General features: G+C 44.5%; 19 protein-coding genes and 1 pseudogene. 10 read left to right on the forward strand and 10 right to left on the reverse strand.

Translation table 11 applies throughout. The features are described from left to right. Positions 1–17 precede the first annotated feature (17 nt). The 4 genes and pseudogenes from AXE82_RS06450 to actP form a co-directional block, all read left to right on the forward strand. Complete coding sequence (locus tag AXE82_RS06450) at positions 18–422, forward strand: thiol-disulfide oxidoreductase DCC family protein (RefSeq protein WP_062332722.1); 405 nt, start codon at positions 18–20, stop codon at positions 420–422. Positions 423–913: 491 nt separating this feature from the next. Continuing rightward, the gene (locus tag AXE82_RS06455) at positions 914–1,234 is read left to right on the forward strand and encodes a DUF485 domain-containing protein (RefSeq protein ID WP_062332725.1); all 321 of its coding nucleotides are present in this window, start codon (positions 914–916) and stop codon (positions 1,232–1,234) included. Positions 1,235–1,322: 88 nt separating this feature from the next. Next, positions 1,323–1,565 (forward strand): hypothetical protein, encoded by a 243-nt coding sequence (locus tag AXE82_RS06460; protein ID WP_062332728.1) that lies wholly within the window; start codon positions 1,323–1,325, stop codon positions 1,563–1,565. Between the two features lie 83 nt (positions 1,566–1,648). Continuing rightward, a pseudogene (actP, locus tag AXE82_RS06465) lies at positions 1,649–1,957 on the forward strand (cation acetate symporter); the annotation flags it as partial. Positions 1,958–2,047: 90 nt separating this feature from the next. Here the strand turns inward: actP and AXE82_RS06470 are convergent. Further along, entirely contained in the window at positions 2,048–3,067 is a 1,020-nt protein-coding gene (locus AXE82_RS06470; protein WP_062332734.1) for a 5'-nucleotidase, read from the reverse strand. 481 nt (positions 3,068–3,548) lie between these two features. Between AXE82_RS06470 and thrS the strand changes: the two genes are divergently transcribed. Continuing rightward, positions 3,549–5,477, forward strand: coding sequence for a threonine--tRNA ligase (gene thrS, locus AXE82_RS06475; protein ID WP_062332738.1), 1,929 nt, complete (start codon positions 3,549–3,551; stop codon positions 5,475–5,477). A gap of 35 nt (positions 5,478–5,512) precedes the next feature. Next, the gene (gene infC, locus AXE82_RS06480; RefSeq protein ID WP_172460503.1) at positions 5,513–6,010 is read left to right on the forward strand and encodes a translation initiation factor IF-3; all 498 of its coding nucleotides are present in this window, start codon (positions 5,513–5,515) and stop codon (positions 6,008–6,010) included. Positions 6,011–6,118: 108 nt separating this feature from the next. Here the strand turns inward: infC and AXE82_RS06485 are convergent, their stop codons facing one another. After that, positions 6,119–6,406, reverse strand: coding sequence for a GNAT family N-acetyltransferase (locus tag AXE82_RS06485; protein WP_062332741.1), 288 nt, complete (start codon positions 6,404–6,406; stop codon positions 6,119–6,121). 251 nt (positions 6,407–6,657) lie between these two features. Between AXE82_RS06485 and ettA the strand changes: the two genes are divergently transcribed. The 3 genes from ettA to AXE82_RS06500 all read left to right on the forward strand — a co-directional run bounded on the left by ettA (position 6,658) and on the right by AXE82_RS06500 (position 10,587). After that, positions 6,658–8,319: an energy-dependent translational throttle protein EttA gene (gene ettA / locus AXE82_RS06490; protein WP_062332744.1), complete on the forward strand. Its 1,662-nt coding sequence runs from the start codon at positions 6,658–6,660 to the stop codon at positions 8,317–8,319. A 93-nt stretch (positions 8,320–8,412) separates the two neighbouring features. After that, entirely contained in the window at positions 8,413–9,951 is a 1,539-nt protein-coding gene (locus AXE82_RS06495; RefSeq protein WP_062332747.1) for an AAA family ATPase, read from the forward strand. 3 nt (positions 9,952–9,954) lie between these two features. After that, the gene (locus tag AXE82_RS06500; RefSeq protein WP_062332750.1) at positions 9,955–10,587 is read left to right on the forward strand and encodes an HNH endonuclease family protein; all 633 of its coding nucleotides are present in this window, start codon (positions 9,955–9,957) and stop codon (positions 10,585–10,587) included. A 43-nt stretch (positions 10,588–10,630) separates the two neighbouring features. Here AXE82_RS06500 and serA read toward each other — a convergent pair whose 3' ends face one another. Beyond that, positions 10,631–11,863, reverse strand: coding sequence for a phosphoglycerate dehydrogenase (gene serA, locus AXE82_RS06505; RefSeq protein WP_062332752.1), 1,233 nt, complete (start codon positions 11,861–11,863; stop codon positions 10,631–10,633). Positions 11,864–12,082: 219 nt separating this feature from the next. On the opposite strand from serA, the gene AXE82_RS06510 reads away from it, so the two are divergent. Further along, positions 12,083–13,492 (forward strand): FAD-binding oxidoreductase, encoded by a 1,410-nt coding sequence (locus tag AXE82_RS06510; RefSeq protein ID WP_227713373.1) that lies wholly within the window; start codon positions 12,083–12,085, stop codon positions 13,490–13,492. Positions 13,493–13,594: 102 nt separating this feature from the next. On the opposite strand, the gene AXE82_RS06515 is transcribed toward AXE82_RS06510, so the two are convergent. The 7 genes from AXE82_RS06515 to purL all read right to left on the reverse strand — a co-directional run bounded on the left by AXE82_RS06515 (position 13,595) and on the right by purL (position 25,530). Continuing rightward, a complete protein-coding gene (locus AXE82_RS06515) occupies positions 13,595–14,245 on the reverse strand; it encodes an LOG family protein (RefSeq protein WP_062332758.1) in 651 nt (216 codons plus the stop codon). 393 nt (positions 14,246–14,638) lie between these two features. Then, on the reverse strand, positions 14,639–17,032 hold the full coding sequence (locus AXE82_RS06525; RefSeq protein ID WP_062332761.1) for an ATP-binding protein: 2,394 nt from the start codon (positions 17,030–17,032) through the stop codon (positions 14,639–14,641). A 347-nt stretch (positions 17,033–17,379) separates the two neighbouring features. Continuing rightward, complete coding sequence (locus AXE82_RS06530; RefSeq protein WP_406946751.1) at positions 17,380–17,973, reverse strand: TPM domain-containing protein; 594 nt, start codon at positions 17,971–17,973, stop codon at positions 17,380–17,382. Between the two features lie 105 nt (positions 17,974–18,078). Continuing rightward, complete coding sequence (locus AXE82_RS06535) at positions 18,079–19,374, reverse strand: TPM domain-containing protein (protein ID WP_062332763.1); 1,296 nt, start codon at positions 19,372–19,374, stop codon at positions 18,079–18,081. Positions 19,375–19,567: 193 nt separating this feature from the next. Continuing rightward, positions 19,568–20,293 carry a LemA family protein gene (locus tag AXE82_RS06540; RefSeq protein WP_062332765.1) on the reverse strand — a complete coding sequence of 242 codons (726 nt, stop codon included), beginning with the start codon at positions 20,291–20,293 and terminating at the stop codon, positions 19,568–19,570. Positions 20,294–20,537: 244 nt separating this feature from the next. Further along, complete coding sequence (locus tag AXE82_RS06545) at positions 20,538–21,233, reverse strand: YceI family protein (RefSeq protein WP_062332769.1); 696 nt, start codon at positions 21,231–21,233, stop codon at positions 20,538–20,540. A gap of 289 nt (positions 21,234–21,522) precedes the next feature. Then, positions 21,523–25,530 carry a phosphoribosylformylglycinamidine synthase gene (gene purL / locus AXE82_RS06550; protein WP_062332772.1) on the reverse strand — a complete coding sequence of 1,336 codons (4,008 nt, stop codon included), beginning with the start codon at positions 25,528–25,530 and terminating at the stop codon, positions 21,523–21,525. Positions 25,531–25,614: the final 84 nt, after the last annotated feature.

A 25,614-nucleotide genomic window follows, 5' to 3' on the forward strand; every position in this document is an offset into this window, starting at 1 on the left:
CTTCGGAGACTGTTAATATGATTACCATGTACTATGATGATACCTGCCCTGTCTGCCGTACCGAAGCCTTGCATATGGCAGAGAAAAAACCTGACGCCATTCGCATCGTTCCGATTGATGACGCACGGGACGAACTTGCCAAATTTGGTATTAGCGAAGATGAGGCGATGAGTTATCTGTGTGTGCAAGATAAACAAGGGAACATGCAAAAAGGCATGGATGCTGTACGACTGCTGTACAAAACCGCACAACTGCCGTTTGCAAACGTGTTTGAATGGCCTGTGGTGAAACAAGCCAGCGATATGATTTACCCTATTTTTGCGCGACATCGCAACCGTGTACCCAACTGGATGACACAACTTGCCTATGGTAAAGTCGCAGAAGACTGCAAAGACGGTATGTGTAGAACACGAGGCAAATAAATGCCATTTGGTTTGAATGGCGGTATGTACGCTCAATGATTCATCTATCCTCTACGATTTATCCATCATGGATAGTTTGATAATTTTTACTGGTCATTGGGCGTTACAGTTATGATTAGGTGCAATCATTATTAGATACAATTATTATTAGTCAGGATTATGAGTATCAAGTTATGTCTACTATTAACTTTGGGTGCTTTGATAACGTTGCCACTAATTTTCAACTAACATTCTACAATTTTTTTACAGTTTGAGAAAAAATAGCTAGATTTTTTAACAATTTTCATTTAATAATAGCAACTAATCAGGAAGATGAGATTGTTTGTATCATTTAAGACAATCTATTACGTTTAGCATAGCGGACTTGCTTCACCATATTGTTGTCTACTGTTATTGTCATCCAATCGCTATCTTCCTTGTCGGTTTTGACACTGATTGGTGAATCAATCATCAATGAGTTGTCTTTTCATTCATTTACAAGGAGCGTTACCATGGATGAGGCACAAATTCAGCGCGTCATGAGTCATCCTGAATTCCAAAGCATGGCAAAGAAAAAAACTAGCCTAGGTCTTATTTTTACCATTATCACACTAGTTTTTTGGTTCGGTTATCTGCTACTCGTGGGATTTAACCCAAGCATGTTTGCTAAACCAGTTTCCGCAGGTTCGATGACGCCTGTAGGTTTTTATATTGTCGTAGCTTTCATCATTTTTGTACCACTCATCACTTGGATATATGTCAAAAAAGCAAACGGTGAATTTGACACGATGACTCGTAAAGTCATCGATGATATCAACAGTGGTAAAGTTTAACCACACAGGGATTGTGTTGGGTTTTCGATTTCGGTAGTAAAAATTTGATATCAATTTTGGCATTCATTTTGACACCATGGAGGGTGGCATGTTACAACAACAGTATAATGGCGTGGCTCTAAAAGGCCTTAGCAAGCGTATCGGTAAGCTCTCTACTGCCGCAAGCTTGACGCTAATGGGTCTGATGGCACAGATGCCAGCATGGGCAGCGGGCGCCCTAGAAGGCGAAGTAAAAAAACAACCGCTGAATATCTCAGCCATTATCATGTTCTTGATTTTCGTTTTGGCAACACTCGGTATTACTTACTGGGCGTCAAAACAAAACCGCTAGCGACTTTTATACCGCGGGCGGCGGTATCTCAGGTACCAAAAACGGAATCGCCATTGCCGGCGACTATATGTCAGCGGTAACCTTTGTTAGCGATGTTCTGGCGTGGTTTAACCACTCGTGGTGCGGTAATCGGTGGGTTTGGAGGCTTAGCAGTCGCAGTGTTACTGATTATCTTAGGACCTGCGGTTTGGGTCGATATCATGAAGCACGAATCACCTGCTTTCCCCTACAAAAACGTGGCTTTATTTAGTATGCCTGTGACCTTCATTCTAGCGTGGATCGCCTCTATCACTGACAACTCACCACGCGCGCAGTTAGATAGAAAAGGCTTTGATGCACAGTATGTACGTTCATTAACCGGTATCGGTGCGTCAGGTGCATCTGACCACTAATCCAGTGTTCAATTCCAGTGTTCAATAAAAAATACCGCTTACCATAAGCGGTATTTTTTTATATGGCGGTTTTTATAAAACCTATGAATTTTATCCTTGATGAATCTCAACCAGGTTTTGGCTTGCCGCGGCATCCGCTTGTTTGACATACAATTTTGATTTTGAGCTATAAGGCACTAGCCCTGAAGGTACTACGCCTTTAGCAGATTCGTAATTATGAATGGAGTCATCGAAGAAAATATGCGGGGCAAAGGTTTGCAGTACATGGCGTTTATCCAAGCCACCTAAAAAGAACGCCAAATCCACATTGACGCCCCAATTACGTAATGTCTTAATCGCGCGCAAATCTGCAGGCGCATTGCGCGCGGTCACCAGTGCAATTTGAATCGGTGGATGCTTGATTTTAGCAGGCAGGCGTTTTTGTAGTTTGGAGAGTTTGATTAAAAAATCTGCATACGGGCCTTTGTTCATCGGCACATCACTCATTTTGGCTTCATAATCATGAAACGCTTTGAGTCCTTGCTGGCGCGACAATAGCTCCCCTGCTTCATCAAATAACACGGCATCGCCATCAAATGCAATGCGTAGCTGATTGGTGTCTAGCTCTTTCATATCAATGGGCGGCGCATCCAAAATCGCGCAGGCACACACGCCTGCATCGGTGACTTGCTGGGCATCGTTATGATTGGTGGTCAAAAACAAATCCACCTTAAAATCTGCCACATAATCTGCCACCCCTTCGCCTGAGGTAAATGCCGAGCGACTAATGGGTAGTCCATGACTACGCAGCGCATTTAATACTTGAATACCGGTATCTGGGCTGTTTTTTGACATAATCACCACTTCAACCATGGGTGCAGCGATGCCCTCGCCCTTGTCATCGGCTGCACAATACTGATTGAGATTGAGTAAGGCTTTGATAAGCGGATAACCCGTCCCAGTTTGCAATGGATCATTTTCGCGTTCAATCATATAGCTGCGAAATTTATCAATCGCCGTTTCTGGATCTTGGGCTATCGCTTGTTGAAAAAACCGCTCAGACTCTGATAGGTCAAACAATGCCGTGGCAGAGACCGCCACAATTAATGTATTGGAAAAATCAACTGACATAAAAATGCCCTTAATCAATCGTGTTGTTATGGAGCGTTATGAAGCATAGCACTCACTATTCTGTAGTTATATAAGTTATAAGTTTTGCCACGGGTAATCTAGATTATTCCTGTAACTTGTTCGGGTAAAGACAAACAGCTTAGTGTCAGGACACCCAGTCAAATTAAAGATACACAGTCAAATTGTAGATACCAAGCATTGGCTGTCGTCTATTGCAGTGTTTTTTAAACGCATATCATGAGCCGCCTCATTTTCTGCCATAACTGCAAGCAATTTTATCAGCAAGTTGGTTTCATCACCGCAATTTGCTATAATATCTTGTTTACGCTTTTTGCAAAGCGACGAATTCATGGGATTGTAATGCCTATCGAGACACGGTAAGTCTGGATTGGCAGAGTTTTTCCCTTTTTTTATTCCCATCTCTCACGGTTACATGACCGATAGTAACGGTCATCACTGCCAAAGGACAACAGGAGCAATTATGGTAGCCATTACCTTACCAAACGGCGATATTAAACAATTTGATGGACAAACGTCAGTCATGGAAGTGGCGCAAAGTATCGGCGCAGGGCTTGCCAAAGCTACCGTTGCAGGACGTGTCAACGGCAAATTAGTTGATGCGTGTGACCCGATTACTGAAGACGCCAGCGTTCAAATCATCACGCCAAAAGACGAGGAAGGTGTGGAAATCATTCGCCACTCGACCGCTCACTTACTGGGTCATGCTGTCAAACAGCTGTATCCTGAGGTGAAGATGGTTATCGGTCCTGTGATTGAAGAGGGTTTTTATTATGATATCTACAGCGAGCGCCCGTTTACGCCAGAAGACATGGAAAAAATCGAAGCGCGCATGACGCAATTGATTAACCAAGATTACGATGTTATCAAAAAAATGACACCGCGTGACGAGGTTATCAAAGTATTCCAAGACCGTGGTGAGACTTATAAATTACGTCTTATCGAAGATATGCCGAATGAAACTCAAATGGGTTTATACTATCACCAAGAATATGTCGATATGTGCCGTGGACCACACGTGCCCAATACCCGTTTCTTAAAAGCCTTTAAACTCACCAAAATGAGTGGTGCCTACTGGCGCGGTGATGCCAAGAATGAGCAACTACAACGTATTTACGGTACCGCTTGGGCAGATAAAAAAGATTTAAAAGCCTATATCCAGCGTATCGAAGAAGCGGAAAAACGCGACCATCGTAAAATCGGTAAAGCGCTTGATTTATTTCATATGCAAGAAGAAGCGCCTGGTATGGTGTTTTGGCATCCCAATGGCTGGACGATGTGGCAAGTGCTTGAGCAGTATATGCGAAAAGTACAAAAAGATAACGGCTATCTTGAAATCAAAACCCCGCAAATCGTCGATAGAAGCCTATGGGAAAAATCAGGTCACTGGGAAAATTATGGCGACATGATGTTCACCACCCACAGTGAAAAACGTGACTATGCCATCAAGCCGATGAACTGCCCGTGTCATGTGCAAGTGTTCAATCAAGGGTTAAAATCCTACCGTGACTTGCCATTGCGTCTTGCTGAGTTTGGCTCATGCCACCGTAATGAGCCGTCAGGCTCGCTCCATGGCATCATGCGGGTGCGTGGGTTTACCCAAGATGACGCCCATATTTTTTGTAGTAATGAGCAAATCAAACAAGAAGCCCAAGACTTTATCAAGCTTACCCTTGATGTGTATAAAGACTTTGGTTTTGATGACGTGCAAATGAAACTCTCGACTCGCCCAGAAAAACGGGTCGGTGCTGACGAACTGTGGGACTTGGCAGAAAAAGACTTAGCAGATGCGTTGGATAATGCCGGGCTTGACTGGCAGTATCTGCCAGGTGAAGGCGCATTTTATGGGCCAAAAATCGAATTTAGCCTTAAAGACTGTCTTGGCCGCGTATGGCAATGCGGTACACTGCAGCTTGACTTTAACCTGCCAGAACGACTAGGTGCGGAGTTTGTCAATGAGCAAGGCGAACGTGAGCGCCCTGTAATGCTCCACCGTGCGATTTTGGGTTCATTTGAACGCTTTATCGGTATGCTCATCGAGCATTACGCCGGTTGGATGCCAGTCTGGCTTGCACCGCAGCAAGTCGTGGTGATGAATATTACCGACAACCAAGCGGCAGCCTGTCAAAAAGTCGCCGAACAATTGAATGAAGCCGGACTTCGTGTCATCACCGATTTGCGTAATGAGAAAATTGGCTTTAAAATTAGAGAACGCACCCTTGAACGTATTCCTTATATGATTGTCATGGGTGATAAAGAAGTAGAAAGCAACCAAGTTAACGTGCGTACTCGTGAAGGTGACAACCTTGGCGTGATGAGTATCGATGCCTTTATCGACTTGGTTAACCAAGCGACCGCCCAAAAAGGGCGCGTCAAATCAAAAACAGCGTAGGAGTAAGTATTATTAAGAGTTCAAACCGATTAGACATCAACGAGGAAATTCGTGCCAAAGAGGTACGCTTAGTCAAAGAAGACGGCGAACAAGTTGGTGTTGTGGATATAAAAACGGCTTTGCAGGCCGCCCGTGATGCTGAGTTGGATTTGGTCGAGATAGTACCAGACGCTCAGCCTCCTGTTGCCAAAGTGATGGACTACAGAAAATATCTGTACGACCAAAAACAAAAAGCCAAAGAAGCCAAAAAGAACCAAAAACAAACGCAGCTTAAAGAAATCAAATTGCGTCCTGGTACGGAAGAAGCCGACTATCAAGTCAAACTTCGTAAAATCCGTGAGTTTTTGGAAGACCAAGACAAAGTCAAAGTCACCATTCGCTTCCGTGGTCGTGAGATGGCTCACCAACAAATTGGCTTGCAGCAGCTTGAAAAAGTCATTGCCGATACGACCGACGTTGCCAATGTTGAACAACAACCAAAAGTTGAAGGTCGTCAAATGGGTATGCTACTTGGACCTACCAAGAAAAAATAATCAGCAAACCCTAATCGATAAAAAAACCACATTAACCTATGTGGTTTTTTTATTGGCGTATTGACACATTGATAAAATTTTAAGCTTTTAAATCACTGTATTTTTAAGTCATTGTACTTTTAAGTCATTGTATTCGGGGTGCTTTTGCAGGTAGCTTGCCACGTAAGAGCAGGCTGGCACGACTTTTTTGCCTTGCTTGCGGGCATAGTCTAGCGCGTGCTTGGTGAGCTCCCCTGCAATGCCGCGCCCGCCAATCGCGTCTGGCACAATGGTATGGTCATATACGATGACATCACCATTATCCACATAGCTAATGTAAGCAGTAGTGCCGTCAACGGTGGTTTCAAAGCGTTGTGATTGTTCGTTATGGTGAATCGATAATTGTAAATCCGACATGGTTGTCTCCTTGTGTATTTTTTTGTCTACTATGCTATCTGTGACTTGGTTATTTGTCGCTTGGTTATTTGCCGTTTGATAGTAGCACAACCACTGTCCATGACTTGTAAAAGTTTTTGCCTATTCGGTATGGGGTTTGCAAATGATTTTTCGCTAGGCTTTTACCTTGCCCCACCCTGTTAACAATGCGATAATAAGCGGTTAAATCTTACCATTTTTTCAAAAAAACTGTTCAAAACTCTAGGAAAACCATGGCTCAATATATTTATACCATGAACAAGGTATCAAAAATTGTTCCACCCAAACGGGAAATCCTAAAAGACATCAGCCTGTCTTTTTTCCCCGGTGCAAAAATCGGTGTGCTGGGTCTCAACGGTGCCGGTAAATCAACCTTGCTTAAAATCATGGCAGGAGTGGACACCGAGTATAACGGTGAAGCGCGCGCACAACCCGGTATCAAAATCGGCTATCTAGCGCAAGAACCACAACTTGATCCAGCCAAAGACGTGCGTGGCAACGTCGAAGATGGTGTGCGTGAAGCCCTAGATGCCCTTGCACGCCTTGATGAAATCTACGGCGAATATGCCCTACCCGATGCTGACTTTGACAAATTGGCCGCTGAACAAGGCAAAATGGAAGACATCATCCAAGCGTGGGATGCCCATAACCTCAACAACCAACTAGAAAAAGCCGCCGATGCGCTGCGCCTACCCGCGTGGGATGCCGACGTGAGCAAATTGTCGGGTGGTGAAAAACGCCGCGTTGCCCTATGCCGTCTATTGCTATCAAAACCTGATATGCTGCTACTCGACGAACCGACCAACCACTTGGATGCCGAATCAGTCGCTTGGCTGGAGCATTTCTTAAAAGATTATTCGGGCACCATCGTGGCGATTACCCATGACCGCTATTTCCTTGATAACGTTGCCGAGTGGATTTTGGAGCTTGACCGTGGCTATGGCTACCCGTACCAAGGCAACTACACCGAGTGGCTAGAGCAGAAAAACAAGCGTATCGAGCAAGAGCAAAAACAAGAAGAAGCCTTTGCCAAAGCGCTGAAACAAGAGCTTGAATGGGTGCGTAAAAACCAAAAAGGTCAGCAAGCCAAGTCTAAGTCTCGCTTGCAACGTTTTGAAGAACTCAATTCCAAAGAGTTTCAACAACGTAACGAAACCGCCGAAATTTACATTCCACCAGGACCACGCCTTGGCAACAAAGTCATTGAAGTCAACAACATCAGTAAATCATTTGGTGACCGTTTGCTATACGAAAACCTATCCTTCACTGTGCCACCGATGGCGATTGTGGGGATTATCGGACCCAATGGTGCAGGTAAAACGACCTTGTTCAATATGATTACCGGTAAAGACAAGCCAGACACGGGCACGGTTGAAGTCGGTGAATCGGTAAAAGTGGCGTATGTGGGACAGGTGCGTGATGAGCTAGACGACAAAAAAACTGTGTGGGAAGAAGTCTCCGACGGTCTTGATATGATTACCGTGGGCGAATACACCACGCCTAGCCGTGCCTATATCGGACGCTTTAACTTTAAAGGTCAAGACCAACAAAAACTGGTCGGTAGCCTGTCGGGTGGTGAGCGTAACCGTCTGCAACTTGCCAAAACCTTGAAGCAAGGGGCAAACGTGCTGTTACTCGATGAGCCATCAAACGACCTTGATGTTGAGACTTTGCGCGCGCTTGAAGATGCGGTGGAAGTGTTTCCTGGTACGGTAATGGTGGTGTCGCATGACCGCTGGTTCTTAGACCGTATTGCCACCCATATTTTGGCGTTTGAGGAGGAGGGTCCGATTTGGTTTGATGGTAACTATTCTGAGTTTGAAGCGTATCGCAAAAAACAGTTGGGCGCAGATGCCGAGCCAAAACGCATGAAATATAAAAAGATTGCGAAATAGTTAGCGATTTATGCTTAAAAATTTATGCTATATTAACCCTACTCAAGCGATTTGAGTGGGGTTTTTTAACGCTTATCAATATTGGAAAATATGATGAAAATCAAACAATTACAGTTACAGAATTATGGCAGATTTGAAGATTTGACGATTGACTTTGCTCCGACTGAGGATAGAGCAAGCAATGTCACGGTCATTGTGGGAAATAATGGGGCAGGTAAATCACAAATTTTGCAAGCATTGGCGACTGGGTTAAGTTGGTTTGTTAACGGATTGACGAAGGTGAAAAGTATAAATAATCATTCGGACAAATTTGAATTTGAATGGACATTTGATTGTGAAGGAGTGCATATCCCTAAAAAAATGATAAAAAATAATCAAAGTTTTTCCGAGATAGAACTTTTCTTTAATGACGAAAATAGTAAATTTGGTTCAAGTATTAAGATTGATACGTCAGTTAATAATGGATTAGATATTGCTTCATATGGTCGTGAAATGACTAATTTTGAGGCTCTGTTAGATTTTTATAGGGAAAATATTAAAAACACGAAAAATTTTAATTTACCATTATTAGCTTTTTATAGTGTAGAAAGAAATGTAAGTGTAAGTGAGCTTGAACCAAGCTTAAGCTTTAAGAATCATCAATTTAGTGGTTATCTAAATGCTTTGAATGCTGGTTCAGATTATAGTCAGTTTTTTCAATGGTTTCGAGATAATGAAGATTTAGAGAATGAGATTAACAAAACTAAATACTTAAAAGAACATGATGAATTTTTACGAATTGAAATAAAAATTGAACAATTAGAGGAAATTCAAGAACATATAGATGACATTGATTATTTTCCCAACGATGAAGAAAAGTATAAATACTCTGCAAAAATTGCCCGCCAAATTAAAGAAGAGAAGGAAAAATATAATAATTTACTTATCAGAAATAGCTTTTTAAAAGATACATCAAATCAAATTCAAACTTTACCTTTAAAATTTGTTCGACAAGCTATCGAGGAATTCACGGAATTTAAAAACATCAGAATTCAACGTCAAGACACCCCTACAATGATAATCGAAAAAGACGGTGAAGAACTGGACGTAAACCAACTTTCCCAAGGTGAAAAATCCTTACTTGCCTTAGTAGGCGACATCGCAAGACGATTAGCAATACTTAACCCTAGCCTAGACGACCCACTTCAAGGCGAAGGTGTCGTCATGATTGACGAAGTCGATTTACACCTACACCCAAAATGGCAGCACGACCTAATCGATAAGCTAGTTCGCACCTTCCCCAACGTTCAATTTATCCTAACCACCCATTCGCCACTGATTGTCAGCGATAGCCCAAACATTTTAGTTTACTCTTTGGAAAATGGTAATTTGCACAAAACGAAGAATATCTACGGGGAAGATGCAAATACACTATTGAATAATATATTCGATGTGCCTGTTCGTACCCCCGAAGTTGAAAATGACTTTAATAATATTCGACGAGCGATTAGCAACCAGGAATTTGAAATAGCTGATAATCTTATTAATAGTATTGCAAAGAAAGTAGCATCAGGTAATACAGAATTATTGAAAGTCAAATTGTTATTGGCTCAAGCAAAACTTGCCCAAAAATCAGCGACAAATTTGGGTTAGTTTATGCAGAAGATTGATAAAAAATTACCTATGCCTCCAATAATGGCGGGGTGGATTAAGCGTCACAAAAACCAACCTTGGAATTTAAAAAATGATTTTTCTGAAGGTTATGATGCTATACATCAGCAATTGTACGAGGAACAACTTGGCTTATGTTGCTATTGCTGTAAATCTTTAGTTGATGAAGAAACTAGGGTTGAGCACTTAGATTGTAGGTCAAAATATCCCAAAAAAACTTATGAGTATGATAATCTTTTACTTTCTTGTGCCACTGAAAATCAGTGTGATAAAGCTAAAGAGAACAAAGCGTTACCATTAACTCCCTTGATGAATGAGTGTGATGAAGAAATTAAAATAAATTTTGCAGGAGAACTTGTCGGTAATACACATAGGGCTAAATTAGCAATAGAAATTCTGAATTTAAATCAACGAAAAATTTGTAATAATCGTAGGTTAAAATACGATGAGATCATTATGTTATATCTGCAAAATAAAGAATTCTTAAATCTAACAGAAACATCGACTTTAGAAGAGATTAAACATGAACTCAATTCATTTCTAAATTCTATATATGGTAATACTGAAGAGTTTTATGAAATCATATATATTCTCAAAAAGATAACCCAAATCAAATAAAAAACCAACTCTTAAAGTTGGTTTTTTTCTTCAGATTTAAAAATTAAAACAACACCCGCACCCGAATGGTTTCTGGGATATTTTTAAGCGCTTCAACCGCTTGCGCAGAATCGCCACTACCCACATCCATCACCAGATAGCCCACATCTTCTTCGGTCATCAGGCTTTGGGCAAAGATATTGATATTGGCATCGGCAAAGGATTTGTTAATCTGTGACAACACGCCAGGCACGTTTTTGTGGATATGGAGCAAACGATGCGTGCCTTCTTTTTGTGGCATACTAACATTTGGGAAATTCACAGACGTTGCAGTATCACCCATATCAGAGTAACGCACAAATTTTTCTGCCACTTCAAGACCGATATTGGCTTGGGCTTCTTGGGTGGAGCCACCGATATGCGGTGTCAAAATCACATTGTCAAACGCGCGCAGTGGTGATTCAAATTCTTCATCCGCTGATTTTGGCTCTTTGGGGAACACGTCAATCGCCGCGCCCAAGATATGACCGCTTTGTAAGGCTGCCGCTAGCGCATCAATATCCACACATTTGCCACGCGCCGCATTAATAAGATGCGCGCCTGGCTTCATGGCAGCCAATTCTGTGGCGGTAATCATATTACGCGTACTTGGCAAATCTGGCACATGCAAGGTGACCACATCGGCTTTACCAAGCAGTTCTTCTAGGCTACCCACTTGGGTGGCGTTGCCCAGTGGCAATTTGGTAACCACATCATGATAGATGACTTTCATCCCAAGGCTTTCAGCGAGTACCGATAGCTGAGTACCAATAGAGCCATAACCCACGATACCTAAAGTTTTGCCGCGTACTTCATAGCTGTCTTTGGCAGATTTGTTCCAGCCGCCACGGTGTACCACCGCGTTTTTTTCAGGGATACCGCGCATCAGCATGATGATTTCGGCAAGGACAAGCTCCGCGACAGAGCGGGTGTTAGAATAAGGGGCATTAAAGACAGGGATACCCAGCTCACGGGCAGCTTCCAAGTCCACTTGGTTGGTGCCAATACAAAAACAGCCAATGGCGATGAGCTTTTCGGCTTTTTCTAAAATATCGCGGGTCAAATGGGTGCGAGACCGAATACCGACAAAATGGGCGTCTTTGATTTTTTCGCTAAGCTCTTCGGGGTCTAAGGCGGTTTTGATGTTCTCAACATTGTGATAGCCCGCCTCTGACAGCACTTTAAAGGCATTGTCATGCAAGCCTTCAAGCATCAAAAAGCGGATTTTGTCTTTCTCAAGTGATAGATTTTGTGCCATAACAACCCCTAGTCAGTATTTTTAGTCAATTATCCTATCACACTTGCTGGGTTTTTTGTGGTGAAATTCCAGCAAGATGGCATGATTTTTTTGTCTTATGGGTAAAAAATTCTTCATCAATCGCCAGCGTTTTTGTCAAAATTTATGCCGTTAGTTATGCTATGATAGAGCCTCAAAAACCTTTTCAATCTGTATAAACATATGGGTAAAAGCCACACCATGACTGCTAATCAGACCGCCATCAATACGCTCATTGAACAACTACGCCAGCAAGGATTTGACGAACACCAAATCAAAACCGATGCGGACAGTTTGGGCTTTTGGGGCAAAGATTGGACCAAGCATTTTGAGCCCAATGCCAGCGCCATTGTCTTCCCAAAATCCACCCAGCAAGTGCAAGCCATCGTCAAGCTATGTAATGCGCTAAACATCGTTATTACCCCAAGCGGTGGACGGACGGGTCTATCTGCAGGGGCGGTTGCCGCCAATGGCGAGGTGGTAATTAGCCTTGATAAAATGCACCAAGTATTGGGCTTCTACCCTGCTGACCGTATGGTGGAAGTGGAAGCCGGTATCGTCACCAAAGCGCTGCAAGACTTTGCCCAGCAGCAAGGGTTATACTATCCCGTGGACTTTGCGTCAGCCGGTTCAAGCCAGCTTGGTGGCAATATTGGCACCAATGCCGGTGGTATCAAAGTCATCAAATACGGCATGACCCGCAACTGGATATTAGGTCTTACGGTGGTGACAGGTAAAGGCGATATTTTGCACCTCAATAAGGGCATGATAAAAAATGCCACCGGTTATGACTTGCGTCATTTGTTTATTGGGGCAGAAGGCACCTTAGGCATTGTCACTGAAGTGCAAGTCAAGCTAGAGCGTCAGCCCAAGAACCTAACCGTCATGGTGCTTGGCGTACCAGAGTTTACCAATATCATGCAAATCCTGTCAGCCTTTCAAAGCAAAATGGATTTGACCGCGTTTGAATTTTTTGATGATGTCGCCGTTGATAAATTACTTGCCACAGGTCATGTACAAAAACCCTTTGAAACCGATGCGCCGTTTTATGCGCTACTCGAATTTGAAGCGCCCTACGAGCCGATTATGGACATGGCGATGCAGATTTTTGAAGACTGTATGAGCGAAGGCTGGGTGCTTGATGGGGTGATGAGCCAATCGATTCACCAAGCCCAAGAGTTATGGAAACTGCGCGAGTATATCTCTGAAACCATCTCGGTATTTACCCCGTACAAAAATGACATCTCCGTGCTCATCAGCCGCGTGCCAGAGTTTATCGCGGATATCGATGCCATTGTTAGCCAAAACTATCCGGATTTTCAAGTGTGCTGGTTTGGGCATATTGGCGATGGTAATTTACACTTAAATATTTTAAAGCCAGAGAACCTTAGCAAAGACGAATTTTTTGAAAAATGCCAAGTGGTCAACAAGCACGTGTTTGAAACGGTGCAAAAATACAACGGCTCTATCTCAGCCGAGCATGGCGTGGGGATGACCAAAAAGCCGTATCTTAATTACACCCGTCCTGATGAAGAAATTGATTATTTGCGCGCCATCAAGCAAGTGTTTGACCCCAATGGGATTATGAATCGTGGTAAGATTTTCGACTAGATAACGATTTTCGACTAGATAACATTGTTACAAAAAAGGGATACAAAAAAAAGATACAAAAAAAGACCTTTAACTGAGGTCTTTTTTTTGTCGCTCACGGGGTTAGATTCTATTCACATTCAGCGTGTCTGGCATATTGACAATCGGTTTGAGTAGTTCAATGGCTTCTGCGACAGTATCACAAACGATTAATCGCTGTAAATCTTCTGGCTTCATAAAGCCTTGCTCAGCGGTAAACTGTAGATGTTCAATCAATTTGTCATAAAAACCATTGATATTGAGAATAATCATCGGCTTTTCATGTTGATATAGCTGTCGCCAAGTGGCAATTTCCATGATTTCCTCAAGGGTGCCAAGCCCACCGGGCAAGGTGATAAAGGCACTGGCATACTCTGCCATGATGGCTTTACGGGTATGCATGGTATCGGTCAAATGCAAACGCGTCAGCCCACCATGCGCCACTTCTCGATCCATCATAAATTCAGGAATCACACCCACGGCAATACCGTTTTTTTCAATCACACCATCGGCAACCGCGCCCATACAGCCAATCACCGCACCGCCATATACCAGACCTAACCCCACTTCAACCAACCCCCTACCCAGTTCATGCGCCGATTGGACATAGACAGGGTCATTGCCTTTGCGAGAGCCGCAATACACAGCGACTAAGGGAACATCAATGTCATGAAGTTTGACAATTTGTGCAATATCGCTCACTTCTTTACTAGTAATAATATCTACGGGTGTCATGCTTTTTCCTTTTAATGTGTTGTCATTATAGGTCAATCATCCTACAAATTCGTGAACGCATCCTAGGCGCAGCGTATCTCATTTTGGCTACATTTGGCGCATAGGCATTATAATTGGTGCAGTTGGCGAAAAATAAAGCAATGGCTGTTAAAAAGCCATCAATGAAAGGCTGCACAAGATAGCTTTGATAAGAAAGGCTTGATAATAAAAGTAGGCTATCAAAAGCCATCAAGTAGATATCCTAATAAGTATGATGGGCATTGGCAGCGACGCCATTGCCACTGGCATAGATGTTGGCGAGAAAATATTGGGCTTGCTGTTCGTATTCAGACGTTGGGGTCATACCGCATTCCGCGAAATTCGATAGAACCAAAAGGTTTATATTGCGTCTGTTTATAGCGGCTGATACAACACGCCGACCAACAACACCGTGATATCCTTCGCTGCTGGGGCAATCTGTACCGTCTCAAGTGCTATTGACTGGGCATCATATGTGGTTGCCAAGGTGTCGATTTGGCTTTGTAACTGCTGCCCAATACTGTCTAACTCCTGCTGCAGCTGCTGGCGAATCGCATCAAGCTCTGCGGCACTTTGTTTGTTGGCATTGATATCGCCCACCGAGTTCATGGCGCGTTTGACGTTATTGATATTGGTCTGTGACAACGCCTTACGCCCCATAAACGCGCCTAAGACCGCAGAACCAATACTGACCCCTGCATCAAGCCAGCCTTTGCTCGACTCAGCGGCTTGTTGTTGGTATTTTTCATTGGCGGCTTGTAGTTTTTTGGCTAGCGCGTCTTGTTTTTTAGCAAAGCTATCACGCAGCTGGGCAATGGCGATATCACGCTGTTCATGCAGCGGTACGATGAGCCGATTGCGGAAGGCTTCTTCGCTCTCTGCCACTTCGCTATACAGCTTTAAACTATCGACATACCACAGATTTAACACTTGCTGCTGACGGATGGCTTCTTTCACCGCTTTTTCCCAAGCTTTCCATGATGCCTTGTCGAGCGCTTGGGTAGGCAGTTGTTTGAGCACAGCAGGTTGGTGCGGAGCCGATTGTAACTGCTCAAAGGTCAAATCACTTAAAATCGCTTGATGCCAATCTACCACCAACGGCGGCTCACCAAATGCTGTGGTTAATAATAGCTGCTGCTGACTTTGAGCGCCTGATTTTTTGTCATTAAAAAATACCCGCGCATAGGCAAAGGCAGTAGGCTCATAGAAGGTTTGCCCATCGCCCGCCATGTCTTTGGGTGCATAATACAAGCCCACATCTTTGGGCAAGGCAGGCGGCTGACTTATGGTGCTTGCTAATGGATTGATAGCAGGCGTGGTGGCTTGCGTTTGCGCTGGGTCGCTAGGCGCAGCGGCTTGGCTATTGGCTTTGAGCTGTGCTATGGCTTGTTTGCTAAGTGGTCCTGATAAGTAGTTGAGCGTGAAGCGGGTGCTAAAAATCACAGGGCTGGCGTCATGCACATTGTGCAGCAAAAATTGGCGTTTACCGAGTTTATCAAACCACGCATTGAGCGCCGCTTTGTCCAGTCCACTGCTGCCACTGACAGAGAGCAAGCCATCCATCACCCGTTCACGGTCTTGCGCAGTCTGCAACCGTCCGATAAACCAAGTACCCGCATTGGATAAGGCTTTGTAGTCCAAATCCACTGGGTTTTGGGTCGATAACACAATCCCCAAGCCAAATGCGCGCGCTTGTTTTAGTAGGGTCAATAGCAATACTTTGGTCGGTGGATTGCCAATCGGCGGTAGATAGCCAAACACTTCATCCATGTACAAAATTGCCCGCAAGGTTGAGGTGCCTTGCTGACGGCGCATCCAGCCCAATAAATTGGTGAGTAACAAGGTGACAAAAAACAAGCGTTCGTCATCGGATAGATGCGCAATATTGAGCACACTGGTTTGTGCTTTGCCGTTTTTATCATAAAACAGTGCGCCAGCATCCAGCGGCATGCCTTTAAGCCAGCTGGCAAAACTTGGTGATGCCAAAAGCGTATTGAGCTTCATCGCCAGTGCGCTACGGTCTTTATCCACAAATACTTGTGACAGCGGCAGGATGCCGATTTTGTCAAACGGTGGCGTTTGGATTTGGGTAATCAAATCCACTAAGGTTAAAGTTTGGTTATTGTCCCAGGCATTTTTAAGTAGCTGTGCCAAAAACACATGCCCTGGGGCGAGGTTATCCCCATCGACTTTTAATAGCACCAACAGCGTCGACACTGTCGCATCGATATACTCAGCATAGCTTTCGCTATCATTTTTGATACTATCGGGCGGCGGCACGAGATTGCCAAGTAGCGCAATCGGTAAACCATTCTCGCTACCTGGGGTATAGACACTGACACGATTGGCGGCTTTGAGTGCTTGAACACGCTCCGGGGTTTGAAAACTTTTACTAAGCCCTTGTTGCCAGTTTTCTGCGGTTTGCTTGGCAAACTCTGCCACGCTCATACCCGCTTGATTTGCCATGCCGCTATCAATCCACGGCTCAAAGTCACTGGCTGCCAAATTTGGGAACGTCAATGCTAAATTGCCCAAGTCACCTTTGGGGTCAATAGCAATCACCGGAATATTATCCAGCGCAGCTTCTTCCAGTAAGCTAATCCCCAAACCCGTCTTACCCGAGCCCGTCATCCCGATAATCACCGCATGGGTTGTTAAGTCAGCTGCATCATATAGGGTTGCTTGACCTTGTGTAGGCTCTGGGTACACGTCTTGACCGAGATAAAATTGACCGATACTATCAGGAATATTATTGGTGAGCGTTGGCATGGGATTCCCTCAAAAATTTTATAAGTAATGATTTATCGCCAACATGACGACTGGTCTAATTGTCTAACTGCCTAATTGTCTAATTGTCTAAGAAGCTGAGTGGCGGTATGTCGGTTTCATTATATGTAAAATTTTATCATTTCGCCTAGCAAAATTTGTCGATTCTTTTGTCGAGCCTTCAATCAATTTTTTAGCGCCGCAAAGATAATCCTCAATAATTTTTGATACCAAATTTTGAAGTTTACCCACTTACTCTTGGGTATTAAAAGCTGAGCAATAAAAAAAGCGATGGGTGACATCGCTTTTGGTAGGATTGCATCATCGCAATATGCTAATTAAGTTTAAAACTACTTTATAAAAATCATCTTGTCAGCGATTTCATTGCCGTTTGGGTCATTTTCCAATTGATAATATTGATGTAACAGTTGACCGACATCCGCTAGCAATGCCATCAGGCTTTCCACAGGATGATTGGCTTTAATACCTTCGATAGCCTTGTCGCACATCGCTTGCCACATGGTTGGCATCACATGGCTATTGATGCCTCTATCGGCGACAATCTCCAGACACCGCTCACAGATATTAAGATACACCAACACCCCAGTATTATCCTGCGTATCCCAGACGCGATAATTCCCAAAAACTTCGATCGCTCTGTCTCGGCTGTTTTGTAGCCGTGCTGACGAAATAGGCAAATGATTTTCAATCACTAGCACGACTTCGCCGCGATGCCCTTGCTCAGCTTCGGTAATTGCTTGATTGAGCTGTTGTTGGGCCGTAGGCGTTAACCAGCGATTGTGCAGACTAGGTATAAACGCAACTTGACGCCACCATCTAGCCCAGCTTGGCACAGTAGAAGTCACTGTCGCCATCGGTGAGGTGTAAGCCATGGTTTCTTCGTTGGCACCATTCGTTGCAATTATTGGGTCATTTGTGCTCATGAAAATTCCATAAAAAATAATGAAGTATATAGTTGATGATAAGGGGTAAAGTTAACACAATTTTTTAACTGATGTTTCAATAGCTAGCCGATTACTGACTACTGATTACCAATCGCCACCAGCGCCGCCGCCGCCAAAGCCGCCACCGCCGCCACTAAATCCACCGCCGCCAAAACCGCCACCACCAAATCCACCGCCGCCAAAGCCGCCACCCGGTAGGAAGACAACGCCACCGCCGCCTCTGCCACCGCGACCACCACCGCCACCTCGAAATAGCAAAAATAAAAACACAATAAATGCCACAAACATACTACCCAGTAACCCTGCACCAAAGATTGTACCAAGTGTTACGATGCCACCTGCCGTAGCGATAGAACCAAAAAAACGCCCTAATATACTGGTCAAAATCATACCAGCGACAAAGCCAAAAAATCCTAGGAAGATAAGCGGTATACCGCCCTCTTGATTTGACTGGGCATTGCTATTGGTATTGACTCGATTGGCATCCGCTTGCTTTAAAATAGCAGGATCGGTCGTCAAGCGTTCTTCAATGCGATTAATTCCCGCGATGATACCCCCGGCATAATCGCCTTGTTTAAATCTTGGGGTTATGTCATCGTTAATAATGCGTTTAGCGACGGCATCAGGAATGGTACCTTCAAGACCATAGCCTGTTAAAATATACATTTTACGGTCATTGACAGCAACAACCATCAACAGACCTTGATCGGTGTCTTTTTTGCCCAGTTTCCAGCGGTCAGCAATTTTCATTGAATAGTCAAAAATATCCTCGCCATTGGTGGTGGGTACAATGACCACGGCTGCTTGCGCCAAACCGCGGTCATTAAGACTACGCAGTTTGGTTTCAATCGCCTGTTTATCACTGGCAGATAGAATTTTTGCTTCATCTATGACAGGGTTATTTAGAATTAATTTGTCAGCGGCGACAGGGGCTTGGGTTGATTGCTTGGGTGTCGTGGTCGTCGTAGTCGTTTGGGTATTAGCGGTAGCGGTTGCCTGATTGCTATTTGTCTGATTGCCAGTTCCTTGGGAATTACCTGGTATCGGCAGCGCATCATTGCCTAACGTCTCTTTAATTGCATCATTATTGAATACAGCATCATTGAGCGCTTCATTGCTTTGTGCGGTTTTGGCAATCGCAATCATGTCCTCAACACTATGATCTTGTAATGTAGGCTTAGCGGTAACGGTTGCAGAATTGGCTGTCGCCGTGGCAGTTTCTGCAACGGCAGCCATAGGCATCGCAAGCCCAATGCCCATGGTCAGTGCAGTGAAGGTGCTTAATAGCCACCGCTTGGCTAAAAAACCAGATGACAATTTTTGCGGCTGTTTATGGCAGCGCTGTAAATTGGGCTGTGTCTGTACAATATTCAATGACACCTGTGTTTCCTCAAAGTATGCAATTTTTTTATTATGATGATGTAATCAATTCAACCACTATTTTAAAAAATTAAAAAATCAGTCTCGCAATTTATGCAAATCTTATCCAATGAGCCTGCCACCGACTGATGGCAGACTATTTAAAAAAATCTTCTTAACTATTAACCTTAACCATACAGTGAACACTGGTGAATTAGGGTTTCGCTGTCGCGGTAGCCGAATTATTTACAGGCTGACCACCGGCATTGGCAGTGTTACCACTGTTTTGCACTGGCTGACCGCCTGCATTTGCGGTGTTGGTATTGCTATTGCCAAAATCAACGGTTGGTGCGGTGGAGATTTGCGCCTCATTAGCCACGGTAAAGTTTGGACGGGTATGCATACCAAACACTTTTGCGGTAATATTGGTTGGGAATTGACGTACGGTAGTGTTATAAGTTTGAACATCTTGAATATAACGACCCCGTGCCACGGCAATGCGGTTTTCAGTACCTTCAAGCTGTGCTTGTAACTCTTGGAATTGTTTATCCGCTTTTAGGTCTGGATAGCGCTCCGACACTGCCATCAAGCGCGATAACGCACTGCCCAATTGATCTTGCGCTTGTTGATAGCGTTGGAAAGCCGCTGGGTCATTGAGCACATCAGCACTTACATTGATAGCCGTCGCTTGTGAACGCGCTTGTGTGACCTCGGTTAAGGTCGCTTGTTCGTGCTGGGCATAACGCTCAACAACTTTGACTAAGTTTGGAATCAAGTCAGCACGGCGCTGATACTGGTTGACTACTTCTGACCATGAGGCGTTGATTTGCTCATCTTGCGCTTGCATAGCGTTATAACCACACCCTGTTAAATTGGCAGAACCCACCACTAACGCTGCGGCTAATACGGTGTTTTTTACTGTGGTATTGAATGATTTCATAAGTTTTCCTCAAAAACAAATTAAATAAAGTGATGTCTAGGTTTTTGAAAATTATGAAGCTATGTGTGGCTACTGTAAATTTACGTTTTGTATAGTGCTGTATGGTTTTGTATCAAAACGCAGCCCCATGAAACCGCGCTCACAAATTCTACTCGGCTTGGTTGAAAGATACCCTATCAGCATGCCATAAAAAAAGACCAGCCAAGGCTGATCTTTTTGATTACTTTCATTGTTTGCTAAATAATTATTGCTGTACCGCTTCAACTTGGATATTAAGTTTGACGTCTTTAGCAAAACCCATTTTGACATAAGTATCCATGCCCCATTTGGTGCGGTCAATGGTAGTCTCAAAATCACCACCACATACTTGTGCATTTTTTAGCATTGGGCTGTTGTAGCAATTAAATTTGGTGGCTTTTAGGCTGACTGGGTTGGTTTTGCCCAATAGCGTCAAGTTACCGTCAACTTTCGTTACTTTGCCATTTTTGAAATGGAATTTGGTTGATTTAAAATTAGCCGTCGGGTATTTTTCAGCATCGAAGAAATCACCACTTTTGAGATGTTTATCAAACGCTTCGCTACCCGTATTTAACGAATTAACTGGAATATCAACATTGATGCTGCCCCTACGCTTGGCAGGGTTGTATTCCATGTCACCGGTTAAGCCGTAAAATCCGCCGGTATTGGTGCTCGTACCAAAATGATCAATGGCAAAACGTACATTGGTGTGGTTTGGGTCTAGTTTGTAGCTAGTGCTGTTGCTTGGCTTAACTTTTTCTACTTTGGCGGTTTTAGGCGCTTTTGTGACCGCTGCAGGTTGAGCCACGGTTTCACCAATTTTTTGCGTTTCACCGTTTTGCGAGATGACCAATTCTGCGTTGGCAAATTGTGTGGCTAACAACGCTGCGATAGCGGTAGTGGCTAAAAGTTTGCTATTCATGGGATTTTCCTCGATATATTATAAAAACTGTATGGGCTTACAAAACATTGTTAATGAAACTTAACTTATTCCATGTAGAATTAAGTTATTATAACATATAGTTTTTCCTTGTTATCATGTATTGTTTGTAAATTGTTGCTAGTTTTTGACCGAGCCAAGGTTTTTATCGTGACAGCCTTTATTACCCAGCCTTTATTGCGTTAGTCGGGTTGGATTAGGTCATTAAAAAAGGATAGCTTTTGCCATCCTTTTATAAAAAAATCCACTATGTTAACTTTTATCTTAACTTTTATCTTAAGAATGCCCGGGCATTTCTAAACATCCGCATCCACGCCCCATCATTATCCCACGCTTCAGGTTTCCAACTATGGTTATACGCCATCAAATTACGCTCTGGGTGTGGCATCATCAAGGTCACACGCCCATCGGTGCTACAAATCCCTGTCACCCCTTGCGGTGAGCCATTTGGATTGAGCGGATAATGCTCGGTTGCTGTGCCGAGACTGTCCACATAACGCATCACAATTTGCCCATGTGCGCTCATCCCTGCGATATCGGTATCGCTCAAGGTCGCAAAGCCTTCGCCATGTGCCACCGCAATCGGTAGAATGCTCTCTTGCATGCCTTTTAACAGCACTGACTTGGTACGTTCAATTTTCACATTCACCGTGCGCGCTTCAAACCGTGCCGATTTATTGGCGATAAAACGGGGGAAATTCTCTGCGCCCGGTATCAAATCTTTAAGCTGGCTCATCATCTGACAGCCGTTACACACGCCAAGCGAGAAAGTTTCTGGTCGGGTAAAGAATCGCACAAATTGCATGCGTAATTCATCATGGAACAGCACCGATTTTGCCCAGCCAGCGCCAGCGCCAAGCACATCGCCATAACTAAAGCCGCCGCAAGCCACGAGCCCATCAAAGTCACGCAAGTTGACACGCCCTTTGAGCAAGTCACTCATATGCACATCAACGGCTTCTAGTCCTGCGCGTTTAAAGCCTGCCGCCATTTCTAGCTGACCATTTACGCCTTGCTCACGCAAAATGGCGACTTTGGGCTGTGCGCTGCGGCTATTGATATACGGGGCTTCAATCGCTTGGTTGAGATCATAATTGGCTTGGGCGATTAAGCCTTGATGGGATTTATCACCAATCAAATCAAAGGCCTGTTGTACGCATTCGGGGTTGTCGCGGTTTTTGGCGATATGGTAGCTGACTTTACTCCATTCTTGCTCAAGCTCGCTACGCTCAAAACGTAAATTTTGCGTGGCTGTTTGGATGAGTAAACTGTCTTCATCGGTGCTTTGACCGATTAGGCTTAATAATTCGCTGACGCCTGTTTTTTCTGCTAATTCAAGCAATTCGGCAACCTTATCCGATTTGACTTGAATTACCGCACCGAGTTCTTCGGCGAATAATTGACCGAGTAAATTGTCATCGCTTAATACCAATTTCACGCCTTGGCGACTGGTGAATTGCATCTCGGCAATGGTGGCAAGCAAACCGCCATCCCCAATGTCATGATATGCGGTGATTAAGCCTTGGTTGTTGGCTTGCTGGATAAAGTCAAAAAAGTTGATTAAATCTTGCGGATTATCTAGGTCTGGGCAAGTATCACCCAGTTGGCTTAGGGTTTGGGCAAGGATTGAGCCACCTAAGCGGAACTGACCTTTTGATAAGTCTAAGCGATAAAAAGCGGTTTCGCCAAGCGCCGAGCTGTTTACCAATTCTGGGGTTAAGGTTTTGGTGACATCTTGCACAGGGGCAAAGGCAGTGATAACGAGCGACATGGGTGACACCACAGACTTGTTTGCTTGCTCATCTGACCAATTCGCTCGCATCGACAAGCTGTCTTTACCCACAGGAATGGCAATGCCAAGTGCCGGACAAAGCGCTTCGCCCACGGCATACACCGCATCAAACAACGCTTGGTCTTCTTTGTCCTCACCACAGGCTGCCATCCAGTTCGCCGACAAGGTAATGTCTGATAGCTTGGCGATATTCGCCCCTGCGATATTGGTAATGGCTTCAGCGACCGCAAGGCGCGCAGATGCGGCAGGATTAATCAAAGCAACTGGGGTACGCTCGCCCATACTCATGGCCTCGCCTGTCATCGGTTTGCCATCGACAGGGATGAGAGCAGAAGCAGTAACAGCACAGTCCGCCACTGGGACTTGGTAACGTCCAACATATTGGTCACGTACTACCATACCCGTGATGGAACGATCGCCAATGCTAATTAAGAAAGATTTACTGGCAACCGTTGGGTGACGCAGCACGTCTTTGACCGCTTCCGCCAAATCGACTTTATCAAGATTTAACGCTGTCAAATCTGGCGTGCTACGGCTAAAGCTACGCTGCATTTTTGGCGTGCCACCAAGTAGCACTTGTAGGGGCATATCGACCGGTTGTTGGTCGCCTTTGGTGTTCAGTAACGGGTCATTGACCACCAACTCACGCACGTCAGTCGCTTCACCTAAAATTGCATACGGGCAACGCTCACGCTCACAGATACTATCAAATAGCTCACGGCTTTGTGGACGGATTGCCAATACGTAACGCTCTTGGGCTTCATTTGACCAAATCGCCATTGGCGACATACCATGCTCAAGCGACGGCACTTTACGCAAGTTTAACACCGCCCCAAGTTCGTGGTCATTCACAAGCTCGGGCATGGCGTTTGACAACCCCCCTGCCCCCACGTCATGAATCGACACAATCGGATTGTTATCTTCATCTGGCTGGTTTCCTGCCATTGCCCAGCAGCGGTCAATGACTTCTTGACAGCGGCGTTCCATCTCGGCATTGTCACGTTGCACTGACGCAAAATCCAAGCCTTCATCAAGCTCACCACTATCCACCGAACTTGCCGCGCCACCCCCCAAGCCGATTTGCATGGCAGGACCGCCTAGTACAATCAGCAAATCGCCTTGCTGAATCGGATTTTTTTCCACCAAATTGCGTTTGATATTACCGTAACCACCGGCAATCATAATGGGTTTGTGATAGCCCCGCATTTGGCTGCCATCTTGGTCTTTTGAGGTATCCAATTGGAATGAGCGAAAATAACCGACCAGATTTGGACGACCAAATTCATTAGAAAACGCTGCACTACCAAGCGGTGCTTGGGTCATAATTTCTAATGCAGACGCCATACGCGCTGGTTTGCCGTAGTCAGCCGTGGAGATTTTTCCGCTGTGCTCCCACTTTTCTGGCATATCAGGCAGCTGCAAATGCGACACATGGAATCCTGCCAAGCCTGCTTTGGGTTTACCGCCACGACCTGTCGCGCCTTCGTCACGGATTTCGCCGCCAGAGCCTGTTGCCGCGCCTGCATACGGTGCAATCGCCGTTGGGTGATTGTGAGTTTCGACTTTCATCAAGATATCAATCGGCTCTTGGTGAAAATCGTATGCTAAATGATTGTTGTCGCTGTTTAATAGCGGATAAAAACGCTGTCCTTCATGCCCTTTCACCACCGCGGCATTGTCTTTATAGGCGGATAAAATGTCGTTGGGATTTTGCTCGAAGGTGTTTTTAATCATGCCAAACAAGGATTTTGGCTGTACTTCCCCATCAATCGTCCATTGAGCATTAAAAATCTTGTGACGGCAATGCTCCGAGTTGGCTTGGGCAAACATCATGAGCTCAACATCGGTCGGATTGCGCTTCAGCACATGAACGTAGGCATCCATCAAGTAGTCAATATCTTGGCTCGATAACGCAAAACCAAACTCACGGTTGGCAGATTCTAACGCTTCACGCCCTTTGCCCATCACATCGACATGGTTGAGCGGTGCTGGCTCGTGGTCATCGAATAAGTGATGAGCCTTTGCCAAGTCATAAAATAGGCTTTGGGTCATGCGGTCGTACAACATCATCTCGATATCATGCGGGAGCTTTTCAGGCAAGTTTTCGCCGATGAGCGTATACACCACCAAGCGCTCAACACGCTCAATCGCTATCTCACAATTGTTAAAAATATCCGTCGCTTTACTTGCCCAAGGGCTAATCGTACCAAAACGTGGGCTAACGATGATTTGCAGCGTCTTTATATTCTCATCCTGATTCTCATCCTGATTCTCATCTGGGCTTGCTTGATTGAGCGCGATTTCGTCACCGTGATTGAGCAAATCTAGCGCTTTCTTATAATCGTGTTCTGCCAAATCTTTAGAAAAAATATAAACTTGCTGGCTTTTTAAGTGAGTGATTTTGAGATTGGTTTTTTGGCTAAGGGAATTTAGCAGTTTGGTGGTTTGAAAATCGGTTAAAAATGGGTATCCAGCGATGATAGTCATAGAAAGTTCCGCTTGCTTCGGGAAAAGTTGGGAAAATAACAGAAAAATTTGCGGCTATTATAGCATTAAACCTACGGGCTTATC

The sequence above is a fragment of the Moraxella osloensis genome (genome assembly GCF_001553955.1).
Taxonomy (GTDB): domain Bacteria; phylum Pseudomonadota; class Gammaproteobacteria; order Pseudomonadales; family Moraxellaceae; genus Faucicola; species Faucicola osloensis.

Excerpts from the sequence above, each read along its gene's own strand:
- AXE82_RS06450 (WP_062332722.1), top strand. The coding sequence starts at position 18 with ATGATTACCATGTACTATGATGATACCTGCCCTGTCTGCCGTACCGAA.
- AXE82_RS06455 (WP_062332725.1), top strand. The coding sequence starts at position 914 with ATGGATGAGGCACAAATTCAGCGCGTCATGAGTCATCCTGAATTCCAA.
- AXE82_RS06460 (WP_062332728.1), top strand. The coding sequence starts at position 1,323 with ATGTTACAACAACAGTATAATGGCGTGGCTCTAAAAGGCCTTAGCAAG.
- AXE82_RS06470 (WP_062332734.1), bottom strand. The coding sequence starts at position 3,067 with ATGTCAGTTGATTTTTCCAATACATTAATTGTGGCGGTCTCTGCCACG.
- thrS (WP_062332738.1), top strand. The coding sequence starts at position 3,549 with ATGGTAGCCATTACCTTACCAAACGGCGATATTAAACAATTTGATGGA.
- AXE82_RS06485 (WP_062332741.1), bottom strand. The coding sequence starts at position 6,406 with ATGTCGGATTTACAATTATCGATTCACCATAACGAACAATCACAACGC.
- ettA (WP_062332744.1), top strand. The coding sequence starts at position 6,658 with ATGGCTCAATATATTTATACCATGAACAAGGTATCAAAAATTGTTCCA.
- AXE82_RS06495 (WP_062332747.1), top strand. The coding sequence starts at position 8,413 with ATGAAAATCAAACAATTACAGTTACAGAATTATGGCAGATTTGAAGAT.
- AXE82_RS06500 (WP_062332750.1), top strand. The coding sequence starts at position 9,955 with ATGCAGAAGATTGATAAAAAATTACCTATGCCTCCAATAATGGCGGGG.
- serA (WP_062332752.1), bottom strand. The coding sequence starts at position 11,863 with ATGGCACAAAATCTATCACTTGAGAAAGACAAAATCCGCTTTTTGATG.
- AXE82_RS06510 (WP_227713373.1), top strand. The coding sequence starts at position 12,083 with ATGACTGCTAATCAGACCGCCATCAATACGCTCATTGAACAACTACGC.
- AXE82_RS06515 (WP_062332758.1), bottom strand. The coding sequence starts at position 14,245 with ATGACACCCGTAGATATTATTACTAGTAAAGAAGTGAGCGATATTGCA.
- AXE82_RS06525 (WP_062332761.1), bottom strand. The coding sequence starts at position 17,032 with ATGCCAACGCTCACCAATAATATTCCTGATAGTATCGGTCAATTTTAT.
- AXE82_RS06530 (WP_406946751.1), bottom strand. The coding sequence starts at position 17,973 with ATGAGCACAAATGACCCAATAATTGCAACGAATGGTGCCAACGAAGAA.
- AXE82_RS06540 (WP_062332765.1), bottom strand. The coding sequence starts at position 20,293 with ATGAAATCATTCAATACCACAGTAAAAAACACCGTATTAGCCGCAGCG.
- AXE82_RS06545 (WP_062332769.1), bottom strand. The coding sequence starts at position 21,233 with ATGAATAGCAAACTTTTAGCCACTACCGCTATCGCAGCGTTGTTAGCC.
- purL (WP_062332772.1), bottom strand. The coding sequence starts at position 25,530 with ATGACTATCATCGCTGGATACCCATTTTTAACCGATTTTCAAACCACC.